Annotated in this window: 16 protein-coding genes and 1 pseudogene; 15 read left to right on the top strand and 2 right to left on the bottom strand. The window is 68.5% G+C overall.

Annotation, left to right across the window (positions count from 1 at the left end; all coding sequences use genetic code 11):
• Positions 1-722 precede the first annotated feature (722 nt).
• The 9 genes and pseudogenes from CU254_RS23090 (at position 723) to CU254_RS23055 (ending at position 7443) form a co-directional block, all read left to right on the top strand.
• Entirely contained in the window at positions 723-1499 is a 777-nt protein-coding gene (locus CU254_RS23090; protein ID WP_009079831.1) for an SDR family NAD(P)-dependent oxidoreductase, read from the top strand.
• A complete protein-coding gene (locus tag CU254_RS23085) occupies positions 1496-1759 on the top strand; it encodes a heme-binding protein (RefSeq protein WP_009079829.1) in 264 nt (87 codons plus the stop codon). Before CU254_RS23090 ends, CU254_RS23085 begins: the two co-directional genes overlap by 4 nt.
• 91 nt (positions 1760-1850) lie before the next feature.
• Positions 1851-3310 (top strand): annotated as a pseudogene (locus CU254_RS45010) (aldehyde dehydrogenase family protein).
• On the top strand, positions 3307-3687 hold the full coding sequence (locus tag CU254_RS23075) for a Rieske (2Fe-2S) protein (RefSeq protein WP_009079825.1): 381 nt from the start codon (positions 3307-3309) through the stop codon (positions 3685-3687). Before CU254_RS45010 ends, CU254_RS23075 begins: the two are co-directional and overlap by 4 nt.
• Entirely contained in the window at positions 3674-4006 is a 333-nt protein-coding gene (locus tag CU254_RS23070; protein ID WP_009079824.1) for a hypothetical protein, read from the top strand. Before CU254_RS23075 ends, CU254_RS23070 begins: the two co-directional genes overlap by 14 nt.
• On the top strand, positions 3996-5051 hold the full coding sequence (locus CU254_RS23065) for an amidohydrolase family protein (protein ID WP_199785961.1): 1056 nt from the start codon (positions 3996-3998) through the stop codon (positions 5049-5051). The genes CU254_RS23070 and CU254_RS23065 overlap by 11 nt, the downstream gene beginning before the upstream one ends.
• Positions 5021-5299, top strand: coding sequence for a hypothetical protein (locus CU254_RS43735; RefSeq protein WP_199785960.1), 279 nt, complete (start codon positions 5021-5023; stop codon positions 5297-5299). Before CU254_RS23065 ends, CU254_RS43735 begins: the two co-directional genes overlap by 31 nt.
• Positions 5296-5943, top strand: a complete 648-nt coding sequence (locus CU254_RS23060) for a UbiX family flavin prenyltransferase (RefSeq protein ID WP_009079821.1) — start codon at positions 5296-5298, stop codon at positions 5941-5943. The genes CU254_RS43735 and CU254_RS23060 overlap by 4 nt, the downstream gene beginning before the upstream one ends.
• A gap of 6 nt (positions 5944-5949) precedes the next feature.
• Positions 5950-7443 carry a UbiD family decarboxylase gene (locus CU254_RS23055; RefSeq protein WP_009079818.1) on the top strand — a complete coding sequence of 498 codons (1494 nt, stop codon included), beginning with the start codon at positions 5950-5952 and terminating at the stop codon, positions 7441-7443.
• A 100-nt stretch (positions 7444-7543) separates the two neighbouring features.
• Here CU254_RS23055 and CU254_RS23050 read toward each other — a convergent pair whose 3' ends face one another.
• Complete coding sequence (locus CU254_RS23050; RefSeq protein ID WP_078560841.1) at positions 7544-8707, bottom strand: glycoside hydrolase family 1 protein; 1164 nt, start codon at positions 8705-8707, stop codon at positions 7544-7546.
• A gap of 205 nt (positions 8708-8912) precedes the next feature.
• Here CU254_RS23050 and CU254_RS23045 point away from each other — a divergent pair, with 205 nt between their 5' ends.
• The 5 genes from CU254_RS23045 (at position 8913) to CU254_RS23025 (ending at position 13850) form a co-directional block, all read left to right on the top strand.
• Positions 8913-10214, top strand: a complete 1302-nt coding sequence (locus CU254_RS23045; protein ID WP_009079813.1) for a D-arabinono-1,4-lactone oxidase — start codon at positions 8913-8915, stop codon at positions 10212-10214.
• Between the two features lie 617 nt (positions 10215-10831).
• On the top strand, positions 10832-11260 hold the full coding sequence (locus tag CU254_RS23040; RefSeq protein WP_234392885.1) for a heme-binding protein: 429 nt from the start codon (positions 10832-10834) through the stop codon (positions 11258-11260).
• Between the two features lie 201 nt (positions 11261-11461).
• A complete protein-coding gene (locus CU254_RS23035) occupies positions 11462-11941 on the top strand; it encodes a nitroreductase family deazaflavin-dependent oxidoreductase (protein WP_009079809.1) in 480 nt (159 codons plus the stop codon).
• Positions 11942-12303: 362 nt separating this feature from the next.
• Positions 12304-12591 carry a hypothetical protein gene (locus CU254_RS23030; RefSeq protein ID WP_037714554.1) on the top strand — a complete coding sequence of 96 codons (288 nt, stop codon included), beginning with the start codon at positions 12304-12306 and terminating at the stop codon, positions 12589-12591.
• Positions 12588-13850, top strand: coding sequence for an MFS transporter (locus tag CU254_RS23025; protein ID WP_050788256.1), 1263 nt, complete (start codon positions 12588-12590; stop codon positions 13848-13850). The genes CU254_RS23030 and CU254_RS23025 overlap by 4 nt, the downstream gene beginning before the upstream one ends.
• 69 nt (positions 13851-13919) lie before the next feature.
• Here CU254_RS23025 and CU254_RS23020 read toward each other — a convergent pair whose 3' ends face one another.
• A complete protein-coding gene (locus tag CU254_RS23020) occupies positions 13920-14528 on the bottom strand; it encodes a response regulator transcription factor (RefSeq protein ID WP_009079803.1) in 609 nt (202 codons plus the stop codon).
• A gap of 1459 nt (positions 14529-15987) precedes the next feature.
• On the opposite strand from CU254_RS23020, the gene wecB reads away from it, so the two are divergent.
• Positions 15988-17136: a non-hydrolyzing UDP-N-acetylglucosamine 2-epimerase gene (gene wecB, locus CU254_RS23015; RefSeq protein ID WP_009079799.1), complete on the top strand. Its 1149-nt coding sequence runs from the start codon at positions 15988-15990 to the stop codon at positions 17134-17136.
• The last annotated feature ends 201 nt before the right edge of the window (positions 17137-17337 follow it).

The following is a 17337-nucleotide window of genomic DNA, read 5'->3' as shown; positions in this document are numbered from 1 at the left end:
CCTGAGGCGCTTGGCCCGCACTCGAGCCCGGCTCGGCAGACGATCGGGTTCGCGCGGGCAGTTCATGCGCATCGGTGGGGCGATAAGGCGAGGGGAGACCCGCGAAGGCGCGTTTTTCGTCGCCGGAGGCAGGACCGGCGAAGACCTGCGGAGCGCTGACGGGGCGGCTGATCGGCGTCAACGCGATTCCATGGCATTCCATGAAGCCCGGCTGGTTCGGCCGCTCCCGGTTTCGCGTTGACGAAAACTCAACCGTGCGCGCGGTCTCCGCGTAAAGCGCCTGGATTTTTCGGGCCGTACGCGACGCCCGCGCAGTCGGGCAACGGCAGAGTTCCGCCGCGTGAACCCGATGGGGGCAAGGCCGTCTGCTGCCTTGTTCGCAGGCGTCGGAAAGAAGTTCAGAAATTCATCCGCCATGCGGGACGTCATGCGCCAACGGCTCACGAAAACGGTCGATTTGGTTAATTCGTCCGAGAGTGCGCAGGTTATATAGGACCGTGAATAATTCATTATTTCTCCGCGATTCGCCGATCTCGGCGGGCCGTCCGGCGCGGTCGCTTGTAGTGTCATCGGCACGTTCAGCGGCATTCAGCCTGGCAATCGAGCCCGTCCGACGGCGCGACGAGCAGTCGCCCCCGCAAGGAAACCGCGCGAGTCGGCGACATCGCTTTCGCGGCGGCTGATCGGGACGTCGCCGCGTCGGGACAGAGAGGGAGAACTGCATGTGCGCGGCGATCAGCAGACGCGTGTTGGTGACCGGGGCCGGAAGCGGATTCGGCCTGGGGGTGACCCGCCTGCTCGAGCAGCGCGGGCACCGGGTGGTCGCCGGGGTGCTGAACGAGGTCCAGGCCGATAATCTGCGCAGCGAATTCTCGTCCGCGTCGAGCAGGGTGGAAATCCGCAAACTGGACCTGACCGACCCCGCCGATGTCGCGAGCGCGGGCGAATTGGAGATCGACGTCCTGGTCAACAACGCCGGATTCGGCGCGCAGGGGCCGATCTCCGAGAGCCCGCTCGAACTGGTCCGGCACGTTTTCGAGGTGAATGTTTTCGGAACTCTCGACCTGACGCAGCGGGTGCTCGCCAGATTCCACCGGGACAGCCGGCCCGGCCGGGTCGTGGTGGTCTCCTCGGTCGCCGGGCTTCTGGTGAGCGAGGGCGCGGGCGCGTATTCGATGAGCAAGCACGCGCTCGACGCGATGGCCGTCGAGATGCAGAACGAAACCGAGGGAACCCCGGTTTCCGTGCACATCGTCAACCCGGGGCCGTATGCGACCGGGTTCAACGAACGCCTGGTCGAGAACGCTCCGCAAGCCACGGTCTGGGCAGCGGACCAGGATCACCGCGGACTGCTGGAGGGGCAGCACGACCCGCGCGAGCTGATCGAGGCGCTCGCCGACCTCGCCGACGGCAGCGATTCGTCGCCCCGGCTCATCCTGCCGCGGGAGTTCGTCGCCATCACCGGGCAATTCCAGTTCGCGCAGATTCACGGGGCGTGACCGTGGCCGGATTGGCTGACCCGGCCTGGATCCCGCACCCGAGCGAAGCTGCTTTCGGCTTCGCTGTCGTCGACGGCGGCGTGGACCTCCTTTGCTCCGAAAGGCAGCCGGGAGCGCCGTTGTTCAGTGGTCCGCTTTCCCCGGAGAAGGCGGACACCGCGGCAACGAAAGGGCGGTCGACGGCCGATTGGCCGGACATGGTCGACGAGGACCTCGTGGTGCCCCGCGGCCTTGCGGGCCGTCGCGCGATCGGCCGATGAGGAGAAATCGGCGTCCGGACCGCGCTCAGCCGGTGCTGCCGGCCGCGCTCGCGGCATCGCGCCTTGGCGCTGGAGAGGAGATGTTTGCGCAGTGCTAGCGGATATCGAGATCTGGAGAGACTCGCTTTACCTGGGAGGCTGGTGTCCGGCGAAGACCTCCACGGAGGTGGTCGAACCGGCGACCGGAGCCGTGCTGGGAACCATCGGTTCGGCCTCCGCCGAGGACGTCGGTCAAGCGGTGGCGCTCGCGCGGTCCGCCCAGCCGGGATGGGCGGCGCGTCCCGCGGAGGAGAGAGCACGGGTGCTTCGCTCCGCCGGGGAGCTGCTGGCGGACTGGTCGGACGAGGTGGCCGACTGGCTGATCCGCGAGGCGGGGAGCCCTCGGGAGAAGGCGTCGTTCGAGATCCGCTTGGCGACCGGCGAGTTCTTCGCCGCGGCCGCGTTGGCGGTGCAGCCCTGCGGCGAAGTGCTTGCCCAGCAGGATCCGCGCCAGCAGGGAGTGGCGGTCCGGATTCCGTGCGGAGTCGCCGGAGTGATCGCCCCGTTCAACGCTCCGCTGCAGCTGGCGGCGAGATCGGTGGCGCCCGCGCTGGCGCTGGGCAACGCGGTGGTGCTGAAGCCGGACCCGAGGACCGCGGTTTCCGGAGGCGTGCTTCTCGCCCGGGCGCTTGAGCTGGCCGGTCTGCCGGAGGGCGTGTTCGCGGTCCTGCCGGGAGACGGAAGCATCGGAGCGGCGCTCGTCGCGGACAAGGGCGTGGACGTGGTTTCGTTCACCGGCTCGACGCGGGCCGGGCTGGCGGTGTCCGCCGCGGCGGCGCGGAACCTGACGAGAGCGCACCTGGAGCTCGGCGGGAATTCCGCGCTGCTGGTCTTCCCGGACGTGGACCTGGACTGGCGGCGCGGCTGGGGGCCGCCGGATCGTTCTTCAACCAGGGGCAGATCTGCATGGCGACCGGGCGGCATCTCGTGCACGAGGACGTCGCCGAGGAGTACGTCGCCAAGCTCGCCGCGATCGCCCGGTCGCTTCGCATCGGGGATCCGCGCCTGGACGAGAAGGTCACGATCGGGCCGATCATCGACGCGCGGCAGCGGGACCGGGTGCATTCGCTGGTGAAGCGAAGCGTCGAGGGCGGAGCGACCGTCGTCACCGGCGGCGAGTTCGACCAGCTGTTCTACGAACCGACCGTGCTGACGAACGTCGCCGCGGACACGCCGGCTTACGCGGAAGAGGTCTTCGGCCCGGTGGCCTCGGTGCGGACGTTCGCCGACACCGAAGACGCGATAGCGCTCGCCGCGGATTCGGAATACGGCCTGAGCCTGAGCATTCTCACCGCGGACCTCGCCCGCGGCCGCGCGGTCGCCGACCGGATCCCGACCGGCATCGCGCACATCAACGACCAGACGATCGTCGACTCGCCCCTGGCGCCGATGGCGGGCGTCCGGGCGTCCGGCGCCGGTTCTCCGTTCGGCGGGACGAACAACGCACAAGCCTTCACCGACACGCGCTGGATCAGCTGCGCACCCGCGCCCGCGAGAGGAGCCGCCTCATGACCGCCACCGGTGCCGCCCCGGTTGTCGTCGCCTCGTCGACGGACATCGAGGAGCGCGGGCGGCTGATCGTCGACATCGGCACGACGACGATCGGGATCTTCCGTCTCGACGGCGAGCTGTACGCCTACCACAACGTGTGCCCGCACCAAGGAGGACCGGCCTGCCAAGGACGGATCGTCCCGAGGGTCCGCGAGCGGATCGACCCCGACGGAACCGCGCACGGCATGTACTTCGACGAATCCGAAATGCACGTGGTCTGTCCCTGGCACGGTTCGGAATTCGTCATCAAGACCGGCGAGCACGCGGCACTGCCGAATTTCAGCCTCGCCGCGGTGCCGGTGTACGAAGACGAAGGAACCGTGTATGTCAGCCTGTGAACAAGCGGCGAGCGACGAGTTGACCCGCGCGATCGACGGCCTGCACTCGGCGGTCGAGCGCCTTCGAAACGGCGGAAGCGCGACGATCACCGCCGAGAAGCTGTCCGCCTTGGTAGCTGACGCCACGTCGCTCTACACGGCTTCCGCGCAGTCGGCGAAGAGCCTTCCCCGGCTTGATCCGGGCCTGGCGACCAGCACCGACGCGGTCGTGCTGATCTCGGCGATCATGGCGGCCCACGATTTGAACACGTTCGACCTGGCGCTCTGGCTCTCCCGGGTCCCGGCAATCGAAGGGATCGAACAACAGCATGTCTGGTGACACGAATTCCCCTCGCCCGCGGTCCGGCGGCTCCGGCACGCCCCCGGTCACGGTGCGCTCGACGCAAGAGATCACCATCGCGACCGACTCGCGCGAGATCCTGGCCAACGCCGCCCGCGACACCGAAGCGTTCGGGCTGGCGGACAAGTTCATCGTCGACGTTGACTCGCATCACATCGAACTCGACTCGTGGCCCGACATCCTCGAGGACATCGGCGATCCGGTGCTGCGGGACTACGGCAGGCAGATTTCGAACAACTGGCCGCAGGCAGGGCACCTGGCGCTGTCGAATCATGTCGCGGGCCTGACCTTCCAGGACGTGGCGGGACGGGTGCCGCACCAGGCGACGCTCGCGGAGCCGGTGCCGCCCGGTCCGTACCACCGGGACGTCACGCTCGTGCGGCGGGCGATGGACGCGATGAGCATCGACGTCCAGATCGTCTTCCCGCAGCCGATGCTCGAGATCGGCCTGCATCCGCACCCGGGGATCGCGGCGCAGCTGCAGGTCGCCTACAACAAGTGGTTCGTCGAGAACATCCTCGGCCGGGACCCGCGCATCAAGACGATGCTGGGGCTGCCGTTCGGGGACCCCGGCCTCTCGCTGGACGCCATCCGGGAGTACCACGACCATCCCGACGTCATCGGGTTCCTGGTGACCAGCCAGCGGCACATCAGCGTCCACGACAACAAGTACATGCCGGTCTACGCCGAACTGGAGCGGCTGGGCCTGCCGATCGGGTTCCACGCCGGCCCGTCGTGGGGCGATTCGATGACCTCGACGATGAACCGGTTCACCGCGGTGCACGCGATTTCTTTCGTCACCTGCAATATCACGCACCTGACCAACTGGATTTTCAACGGGATCCCGGAGCGGTTTCCCGGGTTGAAGACCATCTGGATCGAGAGCGGACTGGCGTGGATTCCGTTCCTGATGCAGCGGCTGGACCACGAGTACATCCTGCGCATGTCCGACGCCCGCTGCTGCGCAAGCCGCCGAGCGAGTACATGCGGGAGATGTACTACACGTCGCAGCCGATCGAGATGACCGACCGCGATCTGCTGCTGGGGACGCTGAAGGCGATCGACGCCGAGAACACCTTGATGTACTCGTCCGACTGGCCGCACTGGGATTTCGACACCCCGGGCCGGATCATGTCGATCGAGGGCATTTCCGAGCACGCGAAGGAAAACATTCTCGGCGGAACGGGCGTTGCGCGTCTTCGACAAGCTGGCCGCCGTGCGGAAGGCCGAACCGTCGTGAAACGCGGCGAACAACGGAGGAGAATCCGGTGAAATTGTTGGACGTTCCGGTACGGCGGATTGTCGTCGCCGTCACCGGCGCTTCGGGCGCGATCTACGCGGTGCGCGCGCTGGACGTGCTGCGTGCGGCGGGCATCGAGACCCATCTCGTGGTGACGAAGGCCGGCTCGCTGACCAGTTCGTACGAAACCGGGCTGGACGCCGCGGAACTGGCCGGGCGCGCGGATGTCGCTTACCACCACACGGACGTCGGCGCCCCGATCTCGTCGGGCTCCTTCCTGACCGGGGGAATGCTGATCGCCCCGGCGTCGATGCGGACGCTGGGCGAGATCGCGTCCGGGGTCACCGGTTCGCTGGTTTCGCGGGCCGCGGACGTGACGCTGAAAGAGCGCCGCCGGCTGGTGCTGCTGACGAGAGAAGCGCCGTTGAACCTGGTCCACCTCCGGAACATGGCGACGGTGACCGAGGCGGGCGGGACCGTTTTCCCTCCGGTGCCTGCCTTCTACCACAATCCGTCCTCGCTGGAGGAGATCGTCGACCACACGGTCGGCCGGGCGCTGGACCAGTTCGGTATCCACACGGACGTCTTCCCGCGCTGGGACGCCGGTTTGCGCGCCTCGGTGCATTCCCGGGCGCACGGTTCTGCCGGGGAAGCGCCGGCTCGGTTCGAAGGGTGACACACGATGGCTGACGAAGAACTCGCCGACGGCGCACCGAAGGCTCCCGTCAAGGATCTGCGGGAAGGAATCGAACTCCTGAAGCGGCATGACGGACAGTTCGTTTCGACCGCGGTGGAGGTTTCCCCGCAAGCGGAACTGGCGGGCGTCTACAAAAAAGTGGGCGCCGGCGGCACGGTGTCCCGGCCCACCAGGGTGGGTCCGGCGATGCTGTTCGAGAACGTCAAGGGCTACGACATCCCGGTGGTAGTGGGTGTGCTCGCCTCGCGCAAGCGCGTCGCGCTGTTCCTGGGAGCCGACGAGCGGCGGTTGGGGCAGCACATGCTGTCCGCGATGAAACACGCCAAGACTCCCGTCGTCGTCCCGGAAGCCGCGTGCCAGGAGCAGGTGCTGCTCGCGTCGGACCCGGGCTTCGACCTCAGGAAGATCCTGCCCGCGCCGACCAATACGCCCGAGGACGCCGGTCCGTACTTCTGCATGGCGGTGCTGCGGGGAACGGATCCGGACACCGGGAGCCACGATGTCACGATCCACCGGCTGTGCGTGCAGGGCCGCGACGAGCTTTCGGTGTTCATGCTGCCGGGCAGGCACATCGGCCGCATGTACGAAAAGTACGACGCGCGCGGCGAGCCGATGCCGATCACTGTTTCGATGGGCATCTCGCCGGTCGAGTACCTGGCGGTCTCGTTCGAACCGCCGTCGACCCCGTACGGGTTCGACGAACTGGAGTTCGCCGGCGGTCTCAAGGGCTCCCCGGTGGAGCTGGTGAAGGCGAAGTCGGTGGACGAGTACGCGCTCGCGTCGGCGGAGATCGTCATCGAAGGGCACCTTCTACCCGGGCGCCGGGTCGCGGAGGACCAGAACACCGGGACCGGGTTCGCGATGCCGGAATTCCCCGGATACGACGGCACGGCGAACCCGTCGCTGCCCGTCCTCAAGGTGTCGGCGATCACCACCCGCACCCGGCCCATTCTGCAGACGCTGGTCGGCCCGGGGGAGGAGCACGTCAGCCTGGCGGGGATCCCGACCGAGGGGTCGCTGGCGCAGGCGCTGGAGAACGCGCTTCCGGGACTGGTGAAGGACCTCTACGCACACCCGTCCGGCGGCGGCAAGTACGTCGGGATTCTCCAGATCGCCAAGCGGAGCGCGGCGGACCAGGGCAGGGAGCGGCAGGCCGCGATCGTGGCGTTCGGGGCGTTCCCGGAGATGAAGCACGTCATCCTGGTCGACGACGACGTCGACGTCTTCGACACCGACGACGTCCTCTGGGCGATGACGACGCGTTTCCAGGCCGAACGGTCGGTGATCCCGATTCCCGGGGTCCGGTGCCATGCGCTCGATCCCTCCGCCAGTCCGGACTTCCTGTGGACGAACGCCGAGCCGGGCCTGTCGACGAAGGTCATCTTCGACTGCACCGTGCCGTGGAACCTTCGGGACCGCTTCATCCGGTCGCCGTTCCAGGACGTGGACGTGGAGCGGTTTCTGCCGGGGTGGACCTGACGCGTGTCGCGGCCAGCAGCCGCCGTAGCCGGGCGACAGTGACGCACCGGGGGCGACACCGCATGCGTGGGGACCGAGAGGAGCAAGTGCACCGAGGGCGTTACCGGATCAGTTTCCGGTACCAGGCGAAGGAGTCCTTGGGGGTGCGGCGTTGGGTTTCGTAGTCGACGTGCACGAGCCCGAAGCGGTTGGACCATTCGAGGTTGTCGAGCAGGGACCAGACGAAGTATCCGCGCACGTCGACGCCGGCCTCCATGGCTTCGCGCAGGGCGTGCAGGTGGCTGGCGAGGAATTCGATCCGTTCGGGGTCGGGGACGCTGCCGTCGGCGGCGGGTTCGTCGGCGAAACTGCAGCCGTTTTCGGTGATCTGGATGGGCGGGAGGTGTTCGCGGTAGCGCTCGTGGAAGGACACCAGCAGTTCGCGCAGCGCGTGCGGGACGATCGGCGAGTCGTTGGTGGTCAGCGGATAACCCTCGATCGGGCGTAGTTCGAACGGCAGCGGGTTGCCCTCGCCGGGGGCGGTCGCGCCTTGGGGTTCGTAGTAGTTGACGCCGTAGAAGTCGAGCGGCTGCGCGATGTCGGCGAGGTCGTCGGCGAAGTTGTCCGGCAGGTGCGGGTGGACTTGTTCGGGGTAGCTGCCGAGCAGCATCGGGTCGGCGAAGGTGCGGTTGATCAGCGCGTCGAGCCAGTCGGCGGCCTCGCGGTCGGCGGCGGTGTCGTGTTCGGGCCAGACCGGCGAGTGGTTGTTCGCGGTGCCGATGCCGGTCGCGCCCGCCGCACGCAGCGCCTGCACCGCCAGCCCGTGGGCGAGATTCTGGTGATGCGCCGTCGGGAGGACGACGAACAGCAGGAACTCACTGGTGCCGTGGATCGGCATCACCATCGGCTCGTTGAGCGGGATCCAGAGTTTCGCCCGATCGGCGAAATGCTCGCCCACGATCGTGGCGTATTCGGCGAAGCGGTAGGCGGTGTCACGGGAGAGCCAGCCGCCCTTGTCCTCGATCGGCTGCGGGGTGTCCCAGTGGTACAGGGTGATCGCCGGGGCGATTCCGGCCGCGCAGACCTCGTCGATCAGCTTGTCGTAGTAGGAAAGTCCTTCCGCGTTGGGCTTTCCGGCGCCGTCGGGCTGGATGCGCGGCCAGGCGATCGACATCCGGTAGGCGCCGACGCCGAGGTCGGCCATCAGGGCGACGTCCTCGGAGGAGCGTAACGCCGCGGCCGAGACGCCCCACAGGAAACCGGGCGGGAAGACCGGATAGTCCACGCTGAACAACCTCTCCTCGCGGACGCCCGGGACGCGGGCGTGAGATTCTCGGCTTCCGGATGTGCAATTCTTCATCATCATGCCGGTTTTGCCCGCGAGCGCGGTCCGAGTAGCGAATTCGCCGCCTACACTACGACACCATCGATTGAAACGCGAATATCGTGAATTTGTCGTGGGAACCTTCCAGCGAAGAACAGGTGCCGCAATGACGTGGAGCAACTGGGCCGGAACGGCCAAGGCCACCCCGCAGCGGGTGCACCGGCCGCGCAGCACGGCCGAGATCGCCGAGGTCGTGCACGGGATTTCCGGAGCCGGGCGCCGGGTTCGCGCGTGGGGCAGCGGGCATTCGTTCACCGCGATCGCGGCCGCCGATTCCGACGCGCTGGACCTGACCGGGTGGACCGGAATCGCCCGCGCCGACCTGGAGAACCAGCAGGTCACCGTGCGTTCCGGCACCACTTTGCGCGCTCTCAACGCGGCGCTCGACGCGCTCGGGCTGGCGATGACGAACCTGGGCGACATCGACGCGCAGACGATCGCGGGCGCGATTTCCACCGGCACGCACGGCACCGGCGCGCGGTTCGGCGGGATCTCGACCCAGATCGTCGCGCTGGAACTGGTCCTCGCCGACGGTTCGGTGGTCCGCTGCGCGGCCGACGAGCGTCCGGAGCTGTTCCACGCCGCCCGCGTCGGTCTCGGCGCGGTGGGCGTGATCAGCACGGTGACGCTGCAGTGCGAACCGTCCTTCGTGCTCTCCGCGCAGGAACGCCCGGAGCCGCTGGAACAGGTCCTGGAAGGGTTCGACGACAACGCGGCGGGCAACGACCACTTCGAGTTCTACTGGTTCCCCTACGGCAGCAAGGCGTTGGTGAAGCGCAACAACCGGCTGCCGCTGGACGCCGCGCGGAAACCGTTGTCCCGCCTGCGCCAGTTCGTGGACTACGAACTCACCGAGAACGTCGCGTTCGGCGGCCTGTGCCGGCTCGGGCGCGCGGTGCCGAAACTGGTCCGCCCGCTCGGCGCGTTCGCCTCCCAGGTGTCCTCGCCGCGCGAGTACAGCGACCTGTCGCACCGCGTGTTCGTCACCCACCGCGGGGTGCGGTTCGTGGAATCCGAATACGCGGTCCCGCGCGAATCCGTGCTCGACGTGCTGGCCGAACTGCGCGCGGCGGTGCCGCGGCTGAAAGACCCGGTCGCGTTCCCGGTCGAGGTGCGCGTGGCCGCCGCCGACGACATCTGGCTGTCCACCGCGCACGGCCGCGACTCCGCCTACATCGCGATCCACCAGTTCCTCGGCATGCCCTACCGCGACTACTTCACCGCGTTCGAGAACATCGCGGGCCAGGTCGGCGGACGACCGCACTGGGGCAAAATGCACGACCTCGACGCGTCCGTGCTCCGCACCCGCTACCCGCACTTCGACGACTTCCTCCGCATCCGCAAGGAATGCGACCCGGCCGGGACATTCGCCAACACCTACCTCGACCGGGTCCTGGGAACCGTCTGATCAGTCCGGTTCGAACAGGGAACGGCTGTGCGGGTCGGTTCGGTGAGATTCCGGTCGTCCGCGTGTCTGAGATTTCCCCTTTCGGCGCATTTCAAGCATCTGAACCGAGCGATTCGACGGCTAACCCCTTCGGGAAACACGAGGAGAGTGCGATTGCGGCAAAGTGGACTAAGTGGACGGTGGTGCCGCGGGCACGATCGGGCTCGTGCCGACCTGTTGACGGTCGCGGCGAGGGCCGGCGACGGACCTTGGAACTATGCGCTCGAAGCAACGAAGACCCGGCGAAGAAGCGGAAGGCGGGCAGGTCTGGCAGTCCGGAGCCGCCCGGAACACCGGGCACTGTCCGCTCCGTCGGCACAGCCGCTGTTACCGGGTGAGCTGGTTCGAGGAGCGCCCAGGGGACGCGTTCCCCGCGGCGGCGACTCCGGATGCGCAAACCACCCCGTCGCTCGATCAGAAAGGACAATGGTGTTTTCTTCGGGCCGGCCTTCGTCCGGCGCAGCCCGCCAGGACGGAATCGTGCGCGACCGGGCTCGACGGACGCGGATTTCCGGAGGATTCGGCGCCCCGGCCGTCCTGTCGGCTGATTTCCCGGTGAAGGCGCCCGGGTGCTGACCATGGCTGGACTGAAACGCCCCGATTACCTGTGGATCTCGATCCTGATCGACGTGGCCAAAGCTGAGGCGCGAGACCTGGGGGTCGCGCTCAGTTTCGCCGTTGTCGACGCGGACGCTCATCTTCTCTACTTCGAGCGCCAGCCGGAGGCGCCTTTGTTCAGCTGCGCTCTTTCGCAGGACAAGGCGTTCACCGCGGCGAGAACCGGGCGCTCGACCGCGGATTGGTCGGACCTGCTCGAGGATTGCCTTGTTCTGCCCGGCGACGCGACGACGGTGGAGCGATTCTTGCCCTTGCCCGGAGGAGAGCCGATCGCGCTGAGCGGCCGGACCATGGGGGCGCTCGGCGTGGCCGGCGGAACGTCGCGGCAAGACGCTGCTGTCGCGCTGTCGGCGGTTTCCTCCCTGAAAGTTCTCGACGATGGGGCGTAGCCGCCGGACGGGCCGCTCTCCGGCACCGTCGGCCAGGCGACCTGCCAGCGGCGGCCGCGAGATCCGGCACGATCAGGAAACCGTTGTGCGGGCAGCCCTTCCGGATTTCGCGGGACCAAACTGCGGCCGTCGAACTCCAGTGCTGAGCGGTCTCGCGGCGCCGAGATGCCCGGCCGTCCGCTTCGCCGTAGCCTTCCGGTCATGAAACTGCGCAAGATCTTCGCGGGTTTGGGCCGCAGCAAGGCATTCGCCGCGTTCGGGCGGGCGTTGATGCCCGTCGACCGTCTGCTCCTCCGCATCAGCGGCGGCCGGGTGGGCCTCGGCGCGGCAATCGGGCTGCGGTCGCTCCTGCTCACGACAATCGGCCGCACCACCGGCGAGCCGCGACAGGTTCCGCTGCTGTACGTCGAACGCTCTGGCGGCTACGTCGTGATCGGCTCGAACTGGGGCGGGGAAAACCATCCCGCCTGGACGGCGAACCTCCTGTCTCGCCCCGACGCGACGGTCTCCGTACGCGGCCGCATCGTCCCCGTCCGCGGCCGCCTGCTGAAAGACGCCGAACGACAGGAAATGTGGGACGCCGTCGCCTCGTACTGGCCCGCCTACGACCGTTACGCCGAACGCGCCGCCCGCCGCGAAATCCGGGTATTCCTCCTGGAACGCACAAAATCGCCCGCGTGACCCGGCCAGGGCAAGCCCGCAAGGTCTTCACGCGCAGCCCGTTCCGGAAAGCGAGGCGGGGCCGAGATGAAGCTTTCACGGGCGAGAAATGACCTTGTCCAGGCGGGTGCGGAGCAACTGTTCCCGCGGATAACGGTATGGTGGATTCGCGGGCCGGTCCCTGTCGTTAAAGGCGCTCGCCAGGCAGGATGGCCGAGAGGCTTGCTTCTCATTGGCGAAACCATCAGGACGGCAGCCGTTTCCGTTCTTGAGACAAGCGGGATTTCGACTTGGCCGTTTCGTCCGGCTTGATTGCATGCCGAACTGACGGTCCGGTCCTAGCCCGGGTCTTCTCCTCGAACAAAGCGAGAGGTGCGCGTTCCATGATTCGTCAGCTGACCTTCACCGTGCGGCAGCTTCCGCCCGGGTCGGCTTCGCCCCGCGGCCGCCGCCGCGCGGACTGGGCGGGCGGAGTCGTGCGTGCCGCCGATCCGGACGACGCCGTCGGCGGATGTCCCGAACCGGACGGCGGCATTCACGAGTGCACGCCCGACAGCGCGAAGAACCTTCTCACGGCGTGTTCCAGGCGGGGTTTCCGCGATGTGCTGGACCGCGCGGGGCCGGTCAACGAGAACAGACGGCTGGCGAACGTGACGGCGGCGGAGGCATGACCGCGGGCGTGGCCCCGGCGGCGCGCGGCCGGTCCGCTCTGGACGAGCCAGTGCTCCCGGTCGGGCGCAAGTGGACGGCCACCTGGTCTTTCGCGTACCTGGGCCTGTTCCTCGCCAACTACGGCGCACAGCAGATCGTCCTGCCTCGGCAGGCCAATCTGATCGCGGCCGGCGAGGAAACCGCAGTGGCCGCCCAGAGCTGGGCGAACGCGAGCGCGGCTGTGGTGACGGTGATCGTGTCGATTCTCGTCGGAGCGCTGTCCGACCGCACTTTGCATCGCACGGGCCGGCGGCAGGTGTGGATCGTCTACGGAGGTCTGCTGGCCGCGGTCGCGTTCGTGTTCCAAGGTTTCCAGCACACCGTTGTGGGCGTCGTCATCGCATGGGGCGTATTCACCGCGGGCATGTCCGCCGTCGTCGTCGCGCTGTCCGCGGCGCTTCCCGACGACGTGCCGACCAGCCAGCGGGGCAGAGTCTCGGGTTATCTCGCGGTGGGCACCGCGGTCGGGCCGCTCATCGGCGTCGCGGTGGTGACCTTCTTGCTCACCGGAGTCCTGGACGCTTACGTCGGACTGGCGTTGCTGCTGTTGCTGTGTGTGCTTCCGTTCGGTCTTCGCGTCCGCGGTACGCCGTTGCGGCGAGCGGAACGTCCTCCGCTGGCTCTTCGCGCGATCGCCACCGGGATCTTCACGCCGCTGCGCAGCGCGGATTTCGCTTGGGTGTGCGGACAGCGGGCGCTGATCAATCTGTCGAACGCGCTCGCCCAGGTTTTCCTTTACCAATATCTGAAAGACGAGGTGCACGTCGATCCCGACCTCGGCACCCTTCTGCTGATGGTGTGCTACACGGCGGGCATCGTGGTCATCGCGGTCCCCGTCGGCCGCCACTCGGACCGGACCGGAAAACGCAAGCGAGTCGTCGTGTGGTCGTCGGCCGCACAGGGGGCAGCCGCCCTGATCCTCGCGTTCGTGCCGACTTTCCCGGCGGCGATCGCGGGCGCGTCGCTTCTCGGGTTCGGATACGGCGCGTACCTCTCCGTCGACCAGGCCGTCGTCACGCAGGTGCTGCCGCATGCTGAAGACCGGGGCAAGGACCTCGGCATCCTGCAGCTTTCGAGCGCTCTGCCGATGATCGTCGCCGCGGCGGTCGGCGGCGTCCTTGTCGCGTCGCTGGGTGGATTCCCCGCGCTGTTCGTCGCTTCCGCGGCCACCGGCCTGGCTGCCGCGGTCTGCGTGCTGCCGATCAGAAGCGTGGCGTGACCTGTCCCGCGAGCGGCATCAGCGTATGCCGCCGTGTCGAACTGGCGTCGTCGGACCGCGAGAGCGGGGTCAAAGCCATCCGTAATGCTGGGCGATCCGGATGGCGTCGGTCGCGTTGCGCGCGGACAGTTTGGCGATGATCCGCGTGATGTAGTTCCGCACCGTTCCTTCCGCCAGGTGCAGCTGGCCGGCGATCTGCGGGGGAGGGGTGCCGGTCGCGGCCAGCTGGAGGATGCTGCGTTCGCGGGGGGTGAGGGGGTTTTCCCCCGCGGCCAGCGCGGAGGAGACCAGGTCGGGCGAAACGACCCGTTTGCCGGCGTGCACGTCGCGAATGGCTTCGACGAGTTCGGCGGCCGCGACGCCTTTGGGCAGAAAGCCGTTGACGCCGAGGGTGAGGGCTTCGCGGACGACGCCCGGTTTGTCGAGCGAGGTCAGCATCAGGATCCGGATCGCCGGGAGCCGGGCGCGGACCCGGGAGGCCACGGTGAGGCCGCTGACGTCCGGAAGGCCGATGTCGAGGATCAGCACGTCCGGTTTCACGTTGCCGGCCAGCTGGACGGCCTCCTCGCCCCGTTCGGCCACCCCGACCACCGTGAGGTCGCGCTCCAGCTGAAGCAAGGCGACCAAAGCCTCGCGGAGGACTCGCTGATCTTCGGCGAGCGCTACCCGGATCACCACGCGTCTGTCTCCTGTCGTGACAAGAATTCTGGGATTCCGCCCGAGCCGGACGGCAGCGCGGGCGAGCACACACCGAGGGCGAACCGTTCTCCCGGACGCCCGGTCCCGACCGTGCCGCCGAGCCGGCCGGCGACACGGAGTGCACAGTGGACGTCTGCCACCGTCACCGCGCCGCTGAGCCGCCGAGCGAAACCGGGGTTCAGCCCGCCGCGCGCGACGCGGTGCACCGCGGTGCTGCCCGCCCTGGAGGCGGAAAGCTCGCGGCATCCTCGTTTCCCTCTCGGCGACCCGGATTTCCGGACCGCCGGGCAAGGGCGCGCGGGCAGGCCGGCGACACCGGCCCGGCGGCCGCACCGGAGGAGACACCGTGAATTCGCGCGGCAGCCGGCGATACGGCGACTGGCTGGCGCCGGAGCATCCGCCACGTTCACGAATTCCTTCCTGCGCCGGTCGCTCGCCTCGCGAGCCGACTGGGTGGGGCCGGAGGTACGCGGACAATTTCATACTAGATGCGGGGAACCCTCATTTCGGCACGCCGAACCCACCCGTTCGGATGATCTGTCTTGACACTCACGGGCTACGTCCGGTTCCTGCGCTACCTGCGGTAGTGTTCCGTGGCTTCGGCCGGTCGCCCGCCGTCGACAGCCGCGGGCTCGCCGCCGCGAGGCTGTCGACTTCTTCCGGCACTCGCCGGGAAAATATCACGACCTTGACCGGTTCGGGCCTGGCCCGGTCCGCCGCCGGCTTGCCATCCGCTCACAGCCGGTGCCCGCTGTGCATGCCCGCCGCGTTCGTCTGGTGGCAGTCCGAGGACGGAGATCGGACCGGAATCCGTCCGGGATCGGGACGCGGAATGTGTCACCGTCCCGCGACGGGAGGCGGGCGAAGGGCAGCTGAGACGGGCCAGCGATGCGTTGCTGGGGGAATGCGGAGCCTGGGTTTACCCGGGCGACGACATCTGGCGCGCCGTGCGGTCCGGGGTCGCGCCTCGCCCTAGTGGCGGGCGCCGGGTTCGCCGCGGCGAAATTCCTCCTGGCGGAGACACGGCGGGTGCAGGTGCGCGTCGAGGCGGTAGCCGGGCCGGGATCTTCGGCTCGGTCGTGCGGACGGCCGACTGGTCCCGGGGCAAGCCGTCGACGACGGCGACGGATCGCCGGAGTGGCCCGCGGACCCCGGGCCGGGCGTCGCCGCGATGGCCCGGGCATGGGAGGTCGGGTTCTGCGACGCCGAGTCCAGCGCTTCCCGGACCGCATTTCCGTCCGCCGGGTGAGTATTTCACGGGGCTATTGTTAAAACGGCTATGACCCGGGCGGGCGTTAAGCGCTCGCCTTCTTGATCGGAGTGCGCGGCGCTCGCCATACTCTGCGGAGAAGATTCCCGGAACCGCCAAAGCGCGAATGAAGTGATGCGTTCGCCGGTCGTTTCGAAAGCGCCGCCGAGCACGGGGGGAAGAAGGCCGATGAAGCAAGAACTGACGCTGTTCGCCGGCACCAGGCCGGAAGCCATCAAACTGGCGCCCATCGCGCTCGCGGCCGGGGAATCCGGGTTCCGGGCGCGGATCGTCGCCACCGGGCAGCACCCCGACATGGTCGACCAGGGCCTGGCGCCGTTCGGGATAGCTCCCGACGACCGGATCGTCCTGTCGCGGGCGACCGGCAGCCTGAGCGAATTGTTCACCGGTCTCGTACCCGAGGTCGACCGGGTTCTGGCGGAGCGCCGCCCGGCCGCGGTCGTCGTCCAGGGCGACACAGCCACCACCCTCGCTTGCGCACTGGCCGCGTTCTGGCGCCACATTCCGGTCGTGCATGTCGAGGCGGGCCTGCGCACCGGAGATCTCGCATCGCCGTTTCCCGAGGAAGCCAATCGCCAGCTGGTCTCCCGCATCGCCGCCCTGCACCTCGCTCCCACGCCGGCGGCCGGCGCGGCGCTGCGGGCGGAGGGAGTGCCGGACGAGAAGATCGTCGTGACCGGCAACACCGTCGTCGACGCGGCACTGCACATCGCCGGACGGGGCCTGCCGCCGAAGAACGTCGCGGTCGCGGCCGCTTTCGCCGGGCTCCGGCCGCGGATCCTGGTGACGATGCACCGCCGGGAGTCGTGGCGAAGCGGCATCGGCGAAGTGCTGGGCGCGGTGATGCAGATCGCGCGGGAATTCCCCGGCGCGCGCTTTCTGCTTCCGTCGCACCCGAATCCGAAGGTGCGCCAGATCGTGCACCGGATCCTCGGGACGTGCGACGCGGTGACGGTCACCGAGCCGCTGGACTACCCGGACCTGATCTGGGCGCTGTCGAGGTCCTCGCTGGTGATCACCGACTCCGGCGGCATCCAGGAAGAAGCGCCGACCTTCGGGGTTCCGGTCCTGGTGGCGCGTGACACGACGGAGCGCCGCGAGGCGGTCGACGCCGGCTGGGCGCGGCTGGTCGGCACCGACTTCTCCGAGGTCGTCATCGCCGCGCGCGCGGTGCTGGCCGGACGGGAGAAGGGCCCGGGAACGCCGAATCCGTTCGGCAACGGCGACGCGGCCCGGCTGACCATGGACGCGCTCCGCAGCCGGATCCCGGACCTCGACCGGGATCTGACGGCCGTTGCGAGCCCGGGTGCGCCATGACCGCACGGTGCCTCGATGCGGCAGCGGAACGACGCCCGGGAGACGCCCAGGAACTGCGGCCGCGGTGGACGGCGTCCGGATAATCGGAGAAGCGGTGCTCGTCGTCGGACGGGGTGATGCTGGGCTTCCAGCTCGGCCAGGAACGGAAAACGTTGTGGGGCAACGAGCCGGGCGTCGGCGGCGCACCGGTCGCGGTCCTCG

The organism is Amycolatopsis sp. AA4 (assembly GCF_002796545.1).
Classification (GTDB): domain Bacteria; phylum Actinomycetota; class Actinomycetes; order Mycobacteriales; family Pseudonocardiaceae; genus Amycolatopsis.
This window is presented reverse-complemented; position numbering and strand designations above follow the sequence as displayed.

Excerpts from the sequence above, each read along its gene's own strand:
- CU254_RS23055 (WP_009079818.1), top strand. The coding sequence starts at position 5,950 with ATGGCTGACGAAGAACTCGCCGACGGCGCACCGAAGGCTCCCGTCAAG.
- CU254_RS23065 (WP_199785961.1), top strand. The coding sequence starts at position 3,996 with ATGTCTGGTGACACGAATTCCCCTCGCCCGCGGTCCGGCGGCTCCGGC.
- CU254_RS23025 (WP_050788256.1), top strand. The coding sequence starts at position 12,588 with ATGACCGCGGGCGTGGCCCCGGCGGCGCGCGGCCGGTCCGCTCTGGAC.
- CU254_RS23040 (WP_234392885.1), top strand. The coding sequence starts at position 10,832 with ATGGCTGGACTGAAACGCCCCGATTACCTGTGGATCTCGATCCTGATC.
- CU254_RS23070 (WP_009079824.1), top strand. The coding sequence starts at position 3,674 with ATGTCAGCCTGTGAACAAGCGGCGAGCGACGAGTTGACCCGCGCGATC.
- CU254_RS23075 (WP_009079825.1), top strand. The coding sequence starts at position 3,307 with ATGACCGCCACCGGTGCCGCCCCGGTTGTCGTCGCCTCGTCGACGGAC.
- CU254_RS23035 (WP_009079809.1), top strand. The coding sequence starts at position 11,462 with ATGAAACTGCGCAAGATCTTCGCGGGTTTGGGCCGCAGCAAGGCATTC.
- CU254_RS23030 (WP_037714554.1), top strand. The coding sequence starts at position 12,304 with ATGATTCGTCAGCTGACCTTCACCGTGCGGCAGCTTCCGCCCGGGTCG.
- CU254_RS23045 (WP_009079813.1), top strand. The coding sequence starts at position 8,913 with ATGACGTGGAGCAACTGGGCCGGAACGGCCAAGGCCACCCCGCAGCGG.
- CU254_RS43735 (WP_199785960.1), top strand. The coding sequence starts at position 5,021 with ATGTACTACACGTCGCAGCCGATCGAGATGACCGACCGCGATCTGCTG.
- wecB (WP_009079799.1), top strand. The coding sequence starts at position 15,988 with ATGAAGCAAGAACTGACGCTGTTCGCCGGCACCAGGCCGGAAGCCATC.
- CU254_RS23090 (WP_009079831.1), top strand. The coding sequence starts at position 723 with ATGTGCGCGGCGATCAGCAGACGCGTGTTGGTGACCGGGGCCGGAAGC.